This is a genomic window from Streptococcus suis, from assembly GCF_002964045.1.
GTDB lineage: Bacteria > Bacillota > Bacilli > Lactobacillales > Streptococcaceae > Streptococcus > Streptococcus suis_U.
Genome location: NZ_POPB01000304.1, coordinates 1 through 10,466, shown reverse-complemented (window position 1 = coordinate 10,466; position 10,466 = coordinate 1). Strand labels below are relative to the sequence as shown.

Below are 10,466 nucleotides of genomic sequence, written 5' to 3'. Positions count from 1 at the left end.
AGAGAAGGCCTTTTTATTTTGTCCAGATGAGGTGGTTTAAGCACCAAAACAGCTATTTTTCCCTAAAAACAGTAAAAAAGACAAACACCAAAACGATGTTTGTCTGCAATCTGCAAGAAGTGATTTCCTAATCACTTCTTTTTTTGCTTTCTAAAATAAAAAGAAGCAGCCTAGACTACTGCTTCTCCAATTCTTCTAAAATACTTGCAAAATCTGTTTTGAGTACTTCCAAGCTTGTTTCAACTTGACTTCTTGTCTGGTTATTTTTAACCACAACCTGACCAGACTCGATTTCGCTACCACCAAGGGTAATAATGGTCTTAGCGCCAAAGACATCTGCTGATTTAAACTGGGCCTTGAGCTTGCGGTCAAGGTAATCTCGCTCTGCACGGAAACCTTGCTTGCGGATGGCTTGAACCAACTCAAGCGCTCCGCCATTGGCCTCCTGACCTAAAACTGCGATGTAGACATCTAGCTGGGTGTCGAGAGGGAGCTCGATGCCTTGCTTTTCAAGGACTAGGATGAGGCGCTCAATCCCCATGCCAAATCCAAAAGCTGGTGTTTCAGGTCCGCCAAAGTAGTTCACCAAACCATCATAACGACCGCCGGCACAGATGGTCAGGTCATTGCCACCTACCTCGGTCATAAATTCGAAAATAGTATGATTATAGTAGTCCAAACCACGCACCATGTTGGTGTCGATGGTGTAAGCAATCCCCAAGCTGTCCAGCATCGTCTTGACTGCCTCGAAGTGAGCAGTACTTTCTTCATCCAGATAGTCCAAGATAGACGGTGCATTTTCCACTGCGACTTTGTCTTCTTTTTCCTTGGAATCCAACACACGCAAAGGATTTTCTTCTAGACGGCGCTGGCTATCTTTAGACAACTGTTCCTTGAGCGGCGTCAGATAGTCAATCAAAGCCTGGCGGTAAGCGACACGGCTCTCTGGATTGCCCAGACTGTTGAGGTGGAGGCGAATGTCTTTGATTCCCAACTCTTCAAAGAAGTGATAGGCCATAGCGATGGTTTCTACGTCTGTCGCTGGGTTATTGGAACCAAAGCACTCGACACCAATCTGGTGGAACTGACGGAGACGACCTGCCTGCGGACGCTCATAGCGAAACATTGGGCCCATGTAATAGAACTTAGCCGGCTTTTGCACTTCTGGGGCAAAGAGCTTGTTTTCTACATAAGAACGAACAACGGGTGCCGTACCTTCTGGACGGAGGGTGATATGACGCTCTCCCTTGTCATAGAAATCGTACATCTCCTTGGTCACAATGTCTGTCGTATCGCCAACCGAGCGGCTAATCACCTCATAATGCTCGAAGATTGGAGTGCGAATCTCAGCGTAATTGTACTGTTTGAAAATGCTGCGGGTAAAATTTTCCACATACTGCCATTTGGCAGAATCCTGCGGTAGTAAATCCTGTGTTCCCTTTGGTTTTTGTAGTTTCATGATATTTCTCATTTCTCTAAATCTTGTCCTTTATTTTATCATATTTTGGGCTTTTTTGGAAATGGCAGAGCAGACAAAAAGCCGTGCCAACTGACACGACCTTGTTTAAAAAGCTATTTCTTGTCTACAATCTGGAAATTCAAGTCGGCCACTTCGATCTCAACCTCAAGTTTTTCTTCTGAGTTGAGATTGAGGAGGTTTTCTAAGGCTGTTTCTGCAAAGGCCGCTACTTTTTCTTGGCGTTCCGCATCATTCAATACTTCCTCACTTGTCTTGTAAATGGCTTCTTGGGATTTATCATTTAGAAATTCCTGGGCCTTTTGTCCAGAAGTGAAGACATCAACCGCCTTGTCTAGCAGGCCATTGCTATTATTGCTGATTTTGATTTCTCCATGTTGCTGAGAATCAACTTCGACAAGCACAGGTTTCTTGAAGGTTAAGGTATTGTTTTGAATCTGAACATCTGACTGACCAATGCCCTCCAAGACCAGCTTGAACTCCGTCTGCACAGGAATATCAACAGACATTTCACGTCCTACAAAGAGCTTGGTAATCGGTTCTGTCCAGTCTGGCCATTCTTTTAATTGATTGTTTTCAAAGGTCTGATTGGCAGTCGTGTCCACCTCGGCACCTGCTACAACCAGCTTGCTTTCCGCTTCAAACTTCTTAATGACAAACTCATATTGAACCTTATGGGTCCCCTGGAACCATGCCAGAATACTATTTCTAAACCAGAAGACTCCTAGACCAACAACCAGTAACAAAACCAAGAGGCTAGCCAATTTTTTCGCGAAAAACTTCCCAACTGTTTTCATACAGTTCTCCTTCATATTTGAATTGTCGGAACTTGTCCTACAACTATTTTATATACCCATTATATATGCTGTCAAGTATTTTTGGCATTTTTTTGACTATTTTATCAAAGTTCAGGAAATTCTGCTCACTAGAAGTATTTGAGAAAAAATTTTTTTAAAAAATCTGTCAAGTAACTTTACTTTACAAAAAACTTTTGTTATACTGTTAAAGTTGACGAAAGTCATACACACTATTTTAGATTTAAAAAGGGTTTGACCCTGACATTTAATGGAGGAAGAAAGAAATGGCAGTACCTGCACGTCGCACTTCAAAAGCGAAGAAAAACAAACGTCGTACTCACTATAAAGTAGCAGCTCCAACTGTGAAATTTGATGAAACTACTGGAGATTACTCATGTTCTCACCGTGTATCTTTGAAAGGATACTACAAAGGACGTAAAATCGCTAAGGCTGCTTCAGCTGAATAATAGAAGGGAGATACCATGCGCGTAAATATTACACTTGAACACAAAGAATCTGGTGAGCGTTTGTACCTTACTTCAAAAAACAAACGTAACACTCCAGACCGTCTTCAATTGAAAAAATACTCACCAAAATTGCGTAAACACGTTATTTTTACTGAGGTGAAATAGGGATTCACTACACGTCAATAGACGGTAGAAACCTTGATTTTAAGCGATTTTTGAAATATTGAATTTCATTACATTGCAGTACAATTCAATTGAATCTCTACATTTTTCTCTACATTTTTAGATAATAAAATAAAGTAGAACATGCAGATATTAAAAAGAGCACTTCGAATGAGGTGCTCTTTTGTTGTATTTAATTTCTTCGAAGTTGCTGTCATTTGATTGTTCAATACAAGATTACAGCTTCCATCAACTAACAGTTTTCAACTTTGCTCCGAAAATAGAATAAGCTAACATTCCCAATCCAACCAGATAAACTAGATAACCAACTCCAGGTGTTCCGAATTTATAAACATAAAATGGATTCCAAATTAGTATTGAAGCAATTTCAATAATTGCATAGCGTTTTATATTGTTTATATTATCATGTAATAAATTTGATAATAGTAAAAATGCAACAATACATATTATTGATGAAAAAATTGGATGGTCTGCAAAAGCTGGTGTTGGAAGTAAAGATTTGTTCATTATATTGAATGGTAACAATTGTGAAATTACCAACAACACAGTCGCAATCACTAATAGTTTATTTTTAGAATATAGTTCTAGTAGTTTATGGAAATCAAAGTTGTTTGTCTGGACTAACTCTTCTTTTTTAATAAAACGAATGTACAAATAAAGAATAAAGATTATTGAACATAACAAAAGTGCCAATCGAATAAAATGATACCCAAACAGCAGTTTACTTGATTGTGCTAAATCTGTCGGCATTTCAAATAGACCAAACGTAAAAAATGACATTACTGAAGAAGCAAAGTATCCTATGCCATTTGCAAAAGCAGCACTTTGCTCAGATTCGATAACATCAGTCGAAATGTATGAAAGAATATTAAAAATTAAAATGGTATTTAAAAATCGTAAGGGAATAAAAATCTTTTCATTTCGACTAATCAACGCACAAATTTCTATGAGTGTACAAATTAATAAGAATGGAGCTACTTCTGCTTTTCCGTAGATGTTCAGATTTCCAATTTGGAAAGTAGCATCATACATTACATCAAAAAACGTAGCTATAATGAGAAGTATTTGACTAAGCACGAGCGCTTGTAATATCTTATCTAATTTCGTTCCACTTTCTTTTAAATTACTAAATAGTATTTTCATTTAATCCTCCAAAATTTTCTATTAATGATGCTCCCATTTCAAGAAAATATTATTTATACTTTTTTCTTTTAACAACTAATCCAAGACTTGCTAGCCCTATTCCTACTATTTGAAAAATTGAACTATTTATCTGGCCTGTACTTGGTAACGTTTTTGCACGTTCCACACGTGAATAAACAGGTTTTTCAGCTGAATTTTGCAGAACAGTATTGGTATTTTGTACTTCTCTTACTGCTGTTTTATCAGCCTTTGAAAGTATATTTGTTTGAACTTTTGGCGACTGTGCTTCATATTTATCAGAAACTTTTTCTGTATCAAGTTCCCTCATCAATGCATCAATATCATACGCAGGCAATTCATGATAAGCAGGTTCGCCTTTGTATGTAATCAACTCTTCTTCAGGTGTTTCAGAGGGAGTAGTCGGTTCGAGCGGTGTAACTGGAGCAACTGGTATTTCAGGTTCAACTGGCTTGCTTGGCTCAGCCGGAACACTTGGAACTGTTCCACCATTATTCATATTGTTATTCGCATTGTTTTTAGCTTCCTCCTCAGCACGCTTACGTTCTGCCTCCAAACGAGCCTCTTCCTCAGCTTTAGCTTTGGCATCAGCCTCTTCTTGTGCTTTTTTCTCAGCTTCTAAACGAGCTTTTTCAGCAGCTTCTTTGACTAGGCGCTCTGCCTCTGCTTTTGCCTTAGCCTCGTTAGCTAGGCGTTCCGCTTCTAGGCGGGCTGCCTCTTCTTCTAAACGAGCTTTCTCCGCTTGTTCTTTAGCAAGGCGCTCTGCTTCTGCTTTGGCTTGTGCCTCTTGCTCCGCTTTAATGCGAGCTTCCTCTTCAGCCTTTGCCTTAGCCTCAGCCTCTTCTTGTGCTTTTTTCTCAGCTTCTAAACGAGCTTTTTCAGCAGCTTCCTTCGCAAGACGTTCTGCCTCTGCTTTAGCCTTGGCTTCATTCGCCAATTTTTCTGCTTCAGCTTTGGCTTTAGCATCCTGTTCAGCTTTGATACGAGCTTCTTCTGCCTTACGCTCTGCCTCAATGCGTTCCGCTTCCAAACGATCAGCTTCAGCTTTGGCAGTTAGGTAAGCCTGGTAAGCATCGTACTGAGCTTGAACTGTTTTCAATTCAGCAACAGCTTTTTCGTAATTAGCTTGCGCAACGGATTTCTCAAGAGTGACAGTTGCCAATTTAGCTTTTGCATTGTCTAATGTAGCTTTAGCTGTTGCTTGTTCTGCAAGCAATGGCTCTAGTTCAGCCTTCAATTGATTAAGCTTGTTGGCATACCCCTGCACTGTTGCAAGCGTAGTTTTAGCAGTCTTCAACTGGTTTTGAGCAGTAGTCAATGCAGTCTGCAAGTTAGCCAAAGTTGCCTTCTCATCTGCCAATGTTTTTTGTGAAGCTGACAACGTGTTTTGTGCATTTGTGAGACTTGTTTTAGCAGTAGCGAGTGCTTGCGCCTTTGTCGCCACGTTTGCACGACTTGTCGCCACATCAGCTTGTGCCAATCGAAGGGTGTTTTGAGCAGATGTCAACGTTGCTTCTTTTGTAGCAAGGTCTGACTTAGCGTTCGCGAGTTCAGTTTTTGCAGTGGCAAGTTTCGCCTGAGCAGTTGCCAAGTTAGCTTTAGCAGCATCTAGTGCTTTTTGTGCCGCTGGTGTTTTAACAGGCACCGCTTTTGCTTTAGCCAGTTTGTCCTGTGCCAGTTTCAACGTGCCTTGCGCAGCTTGCAACTTGTTTGTTGCAGTCGTTACAGCTTGTTGGGCAGGAGCCAATTTTGCTTGAGCAATTGCTAGTTTGTTTTCTGCACTTGTAACAGCTGATTGGAGAGCTTCTTTAGAGATTGGGTTAGCAATTGGTGTTCCACCATACTCTGCCTTTGTTCCACGGTCTGTGAATTCAAGTAAATAACCTGAGTTCTTAGTTCCTGTGTAACCTGACAAGCCAAAATACTGATTAGCCTTGTCTGCGTCGTAGTATTTAGAATCTAAGTTCAACAGAGAAATAGCATGCCCGAAGTGTTGTGTTGTTGAATAATCAAACAGCATCATATCTTCCAATGTTGAGGCAATCTGAGTTTTTAGATCCGCCATCGTATAATCTTTGGCTGTGAAACGGTGCAAGCGACGTGAAAAATCTTCATCCAAAGCCTGACCTGTTTGAGCTAATACTCGTTTAATCGCTTCAATGTCGTGCCCTTTTGTTGAATCCCAATCGTCTGCTAGATACTCTTTTGCAACCATGTCAGCTAGCCCCATAGACCCAGTTGAGATGAGTGCTTGGGAGGTGATGCCCATTTGAGAACGCAAATCATTGATAGTAGTTTGAGCAAACTGAGCTAATTCCAATCGGTCTGCTTCTGTTAGGTCATTTAACCCATTTCCTGTTTTAGCAATGACAACACGGTTATTTGAATCAATTGCTTTGAGGGATGCTTCAAGCTTGCTAAGGAATTTTCCGTCAATGCTCTCTTGCATCAATTTGTCGGATTCGGTTTGGAGGATTGCCCAGATACGATTCATCTCAGTTGTATCTTTAGTAATGTAACGGGCTTCATAGAACTTAACTAAGTTTTCTTTATAAGTGTCTGACAGTTGCACTGTGAAGATAGAACCAAGTGCTAAGTTCGCCTTGTCTAGATCAGTCTGAGCTGTTGAGATGTTGTTCTGAACAGTTGTCAAATTAGCATTGGCATTGTCTAATTGAGTTTGAGCATTGTTCACACCTGCTTGTGCTGTATTTACTTCTGTCTGAGCCGTGTTGATATCTGACTGGCGCTTGGCGTCAGCAGCTTGTGCTTCTGCAAGTTTGGTTTCAGCAGTAGCTACCTCGCCTTCTTTTGCAGTTACTTCTTGAGTAGCTGTCGTTACAGCTGTTTCTTTCTCCGCTACGACAGCTTTAGCAGTGTTGACATCAGCTTGTACACTTGCTACTGCGTCTTGCGCAGTTTTCTCGTCCGCCACATCTTGTGCCAACTGCTTGTCGGCTTGTGCTTTTGCAGTCTCAGCATTAGATACTTGAGTTTCAGCGTTAGCTAAAGCTGTTTCATTGGCAGAAACTTGATTTTCAAGATTTGACACATCTGCCTGCGCCTCTTTAATCTCGTTTTGTGTGTTGGTAACAGTTTGAGTTGCAGCATCCACTTGTTCCTGCGCTTGAGCAACCGTTGGGTTGTTATCAATTTGCTCCTGGGCAGAGACAATCTCTGTTTGTTTGTCATTTACTACATCTGTTGCAGTGGTGTAAGTTGCCTCAGCCGCTGAAACAGCTTGCTCTGCAGTCGCAACGTTTGCTGTTACTTGATCAAGTGCTGCCTTGCTCGTGTCTACTTGAGTCTGTGCTTGATCAACTTGCCCTTGCGTTACTTCAGCTGAAGTGGCGGTAGTCGCTACAATAGCTGTCCCTGTCACTTCTTCTGCTTTTGCGCTCACTGTACCGACAGTAGTCATCATCCCGATAGACAAAACTCCGACTGCACCATAGGCTTTAAGCTTACGAATTGAACCGTGTGATTGAAACTTATTTTCTTTTTTCATATTACACTTATTATCTCCCAATTTTTTATTACTATTTTATCATTTATATCAGTCATAAACAACACTTTATAAGCTGTTTCAGTTATATATATCAGTTTTTTTATTCTAATAATAGGTAAGATAGTGTTATGACAAACAATCTACAAAAATTCATTGCTAAAAGAATCAAAACACTGCGACTCCAGGCTGGACTCACTCAAACAGAACTTGAAGCCCGAGCTGAATTGGGTTTTAATTACATTAATAAACTTGAAACAAAAGAGAGCAACATCACTATAAACACGCTCCACAAGATCATCGATGCATTGGAAGTTGACGTTCCAACATTTTTTGATATGCAGATAAGCAAAGATGAAAATATGGACGAATTGATTATGATGTTAACCGAACTTCCAAAAGGCAAGCGAGATGATGTTATCTTGGCAGTAAGCCAGCTAATCAAAACGTTGAAATAGACTCATTGATAAATTTTCATAGGCCTAATTCTTGATTTAAGAGATGGGTCTTTTTGTATGCTTCAAAATCTCTCTACTTATTTGATAGGTATTCTTCTATCTTTTTTTCAGCATGTTCCCGTAGTTTGATAAGGTCATGTATAACATCTGAAACATTAACGTCATGTTGAGATGAACGAAGTTTTAATAGCAAAGCAAAAACTGCGCTACAATATCCTCTTATCCTCCCTCGTACAAACGCCACTTTTTCTTTATCTGTACATCCCTCTTCCAGACCAAAATGATAGATCAGTCTTAAATCTTCCTCTGTCTTGTCTAATAAAAATTTTGTTAATTCTCCACTATTCAACAAAACACCGTCCTTTCCTAAGAATTCACAATAATTATTGGACGAAAAAAAACGACCAATTTTCCTGATAGCTACCATCTCCAGTCTTTGCAGTCTATTCTGCAAAGTTAGAGGATTGATGTTTTCAGTCATTGATCGTTTCTGAAATATTCTTCTTTTACGAATAACGAAAGTAAAACAAGTAGCTAATTACAACATAAAAAATATAGTTCGATCAACAACCCGAAAATGGTTGATAATCTTCCATATTGAAATACCAATTATTTTACTACTTCTTTTACCAAGTTTTTTACTAATTTATTGCATTATACCAAAAAATTGCGAAAATGTCTGAAATCAAACAGACCCTGTTAAAATATTTACTTTTAATTTTGGTATATATCTTGTATAATGTATTTACAAATACAGGAGGTATATCCGATGAATGTTTTATTACGCAAAACAGGTAACAGCACTGTTATCACTATCCCAAACGCTATTAAAGAAGCACTTGGTGCTGAAATTGGTGAAGAAATCGAATTCGTCACTTCAGGAAATAATGTCATTATTCGTAAAGCTGAGCCAACATTTGACTTTGACAAAGAGTTAGAAAAAGCTATGAGCCAATACGATGAATTATTGAAAGAGCTGGTAGATAAATGAAATACCTATCCGCTGAAGACATTATCAAAATCAATGTTATGGTTATTGGAAAATATTCCCCAAAGGAGCCCGTTGGGATAGCTGATCCAAACAGCCTGCAGATGATTGTTGAGCAGCCAAAACAAGAGATTTTTGGAAAAGTACTTTATCCCGACATTTATAGTAAGGCTGCCATTATCTGGATAAACCTAATTAAGAAACACCCTTTCAAGAATGCTAACAAGCGAACTGCCGTGCTAGCTTTACATATGTTTCTAGCAACGAATGGATATCAATCCAATCTTTCCTTAAACGATGGACTGGAAAAGACGATTGAAATTGCTACGTTTCAAGGTGACTTCGAGGAATTAAAAGATAGGATTATCCAGTTTTTGAAAGAAGAAAATCGAGTGTATAAAAAATAAAAAAGTGGTTATCACCTATTTGGTCGATAACCACTTTTCTATTTTAATTGATCGCTTAGATATTTAGAAGTCTATAACAGTATCGGGTCCAGTAGAATAATCATCGAATCTATGATTTTGAATAGCTTCCAATAATGAACTATTCTTTACATCATTCATAAACATTTTCCATTTTCCAAGAATAGCCTGCTTAATCAAAATTTTAATCTGAATTTCAATATCTTCTTCAATTATTTCTGAAGTCACTGTAAATATTTCATTTTCTAGCGTAACAAAACATTGTTGATTCTCAAGTCGAATAGTCAACTTATCATTATTTCGTGAGAAAGAAATAAGTGCAAAATCTTCTTCAGGATAATAATAATCACTGACTATATCGATAAAATGGCCCCTTGATAGTAGGATTTTCTTACACTTCATCTCAATACCAACAATAATTGATACTATCTTTTCCATTAGAACATCATCAATCATAGTCCCCCACTCCTTTCCTTTTATTTTGTTCTGTGTTTAGAAAGTATTTTATTCCATAGACACACCTCCAATCTGATTCATAATTATTATGCCACTTTTTATAAATTCAAAAAATCGTGTTGAGTATTCTTGTAAGCGAAAAATGTTTTTCGTTTTTTTATTTTTTTGAAAAAGCGACATAATAATATTGAAAAAATTGATGTAATAGAGATTGGAGGTGGAATGCTGTATCATTTGAAGACGAACACTGGGCTCGGTGAAAAATAGATTTCGAATGAGATGGTCTTCTCTTTCTTTGGGTGTCATTGACCAGGAAAAGAGAGCGAAAAAGGAATGAAGTAAATGGTTATTCTGCGGAATGAAATGACGTACAGAATAACCATTTAGCAATAAATTTAGTACAGAAAAAGATGTTTAGCAAAAGTTAATAGTAGTTTTTAGACAATATGTAAAGACCCCCAGTTGAGAATTCGTGGATTTACCTGTACACTAGAATAAAAAAACAATCAACTTCTAACAGGAATTATCACACTCAATTGGAGGTCTTAT

Annotated in this window: 11 protein-coding genes; 5 read left to right on the top strand and 6 right to left on the bottom strand. The window is 38.6% G+C overall.

Annotated elements, in window-relative coordinates; genetic code table 11:
* Nucleotides 1–175: 175 nt before the first annotated feature.
* Together hisS and C1E99_RS04670 are read right to left on the bottom strand one after the other, a co-directional pair.
* The gene (gene hisS, locus C1E99_RS04675) at nt 176–1,459 is read right to left on the bottom strand and encodes a histidine--tRNA ligase (RefSeq protein WP_105206751.1); all 1,284 of its coding nucleotides are present in this window, start codon (nt 1,457–1,459) and stop codon (nt 176–178) included.
* A 113-nt stretch (nt 1,460–1,572) separates the two neighbouring features.
* Nucleotides 1,573–2,274 carry a hypothetical protein gene (locus tag C1E99_RS04670; protein ID WP_105206750.1) on the bottom strand — a complete coding sequence of 234 codons (702 nt, stop codon included), beginning with the start codon at nt 2,272–2,274 and terminating at the stop codon, nt 1,573–1,575.
* 284 nt (nt 2,275–2,558) lie between these two features.
* Here C1E99_RS04670 and rpmF point away from each other — a divergent pair, with 284 nt between their 5' ends.
* Together rpmF and rpmG are read left to right on the top strand one after the other, a co-directional pair.
* Nucleotides 2,559–2,741 carry a 50S ribosomal protein L32 gene (gene rpmF / locus C1E99_RS04665; protein WP_105206749.1) on the top strand — a complete coding sequence of 61 codons (183 nt, stop codon included), beginning with the start codon at nt 2,559–2,561 and terminating at the stop codon, nt 2,739–2,741.
* 15 nt (nt 2,742–2,756) lie between these two features.
* The gene (gene rpmG / locus C1E99_RS04660) at nt 2,757–2,906 is read left to right on the top strand and encodes a 50S ribosomal protein L33 (protein WP_002262412.1); all 150 of its coding nucleotides are present in this window, start codon (nt 2,757–2,759) and stop codon (nt 2,904–2,906) included.
* Between the two features lie 246 nt (nt 2,907–3,152).
* On the opposite strand, the gene C1E99_RS04655 is transcribed toward rpmG, so the two are convergent.
* Nucleotides 3,153–4,067 (bottom strand): hypothetical protein, encoded by a 915-nt coding sequence (locus tag C1E99_RS04655; RefSeq protein WP_105206748.1) that lies wholly within the window; start codon nt 4,065–4,067, stop codon nt 3,153–3,155.
* A 49-nt stretch (nt 4,068–4,116) separates the two neighbouring features.
* A complete protein-coding gene (locus tag C1E99_RS04650; RefSeq protein ID WP_105206747.1) occupies nt 4,117–7,593 on the bottom strand; it encodes an SEC10/PgrA surface exclusion domain-containing protein in 3,477 nt (1,158 codons plus the stop codon).
* A 128-nt stretch (nt 7,594–7,721) separates the two neighbouring features.
* Here C1E99_RS04650 and C1E99_RS04645 point away from each other — a divergent pair, with 128 nt between their 5' ends.
* On the top strand, nt 7,722–8,048 hold the full coding sequence (locus C1E99_RS04645; RefSeq protein ID WP_024377375.1) for a helix-turn-helix domain-containing protein: 327 nt from the start codon (nt 7,722–7,724) through the stop codon (nt 8,046–8,048).
* 73 nt (nt 8,049–8,121) lie between these two features.
* On the opposite strand, the gene C1E99_RS04640 is transcribed toward C1E99_RS04645, so the two are convergent.
* Nucleotides 8,122–8,529, bottom strand: coding sequence for a hypothetical protein (locus tag C1E99_RS04640; protein WP_024377376.1), 408 nt, complete (start codon nt 8,527–8,529; stop codon nt 8,122–8,124).
* Nucleotides 8,530–8,817: 288 nt separating this feature from the next.
* Between C1E99_RS04640 and C1E99_RS04635 the strand changes: the two genes are divergently transcribed.
* Together C1E99_RS04635 and C1E99_RS04630 are read left to right on the top strand one after the other, a co-directional pair.
* Entirely contained in the window at nt 8,818–9,039 is a 222-nt protein-coding gene (locus tag C1E99_RS04635; RefSeq protein WP_024377377.1) for an AbrB/MazE/SpoVT family DNA-binding domain-containing protein, read from the top strand.
* Entirely contained in the window at nt 9,036–9,443 is a 408-nt protein-coding gene (locus tag C1E99_RS04630) for a type II toxin-antitoxin system death-on-curing family toxin (protein WP_024377378.1), read from the top strand. Before C1E99_RS04635 ends, C1E99_RS04630 begins: the two co-directional genes overlap by 4 nt.
* A gap of 63 nt (nt 9,444–9,506) precedes the next feature.
* Here C1E99_RS04630 and C1E99_RS04625 read toward each other — a convergent pair whose 3' ends face one another.
* Complete coding sequence (locus C1E99_RS04625) at nt 9,507–9,917, bottom strand: hypothetical protein (protein WP_027972651.1); 411 nt, start codon at nt 9,915–9,917, stop codon at nt 9,507–9,509.
* Nucleotides 9,918–10,466 lie beyond the last annotated feature (549 nt).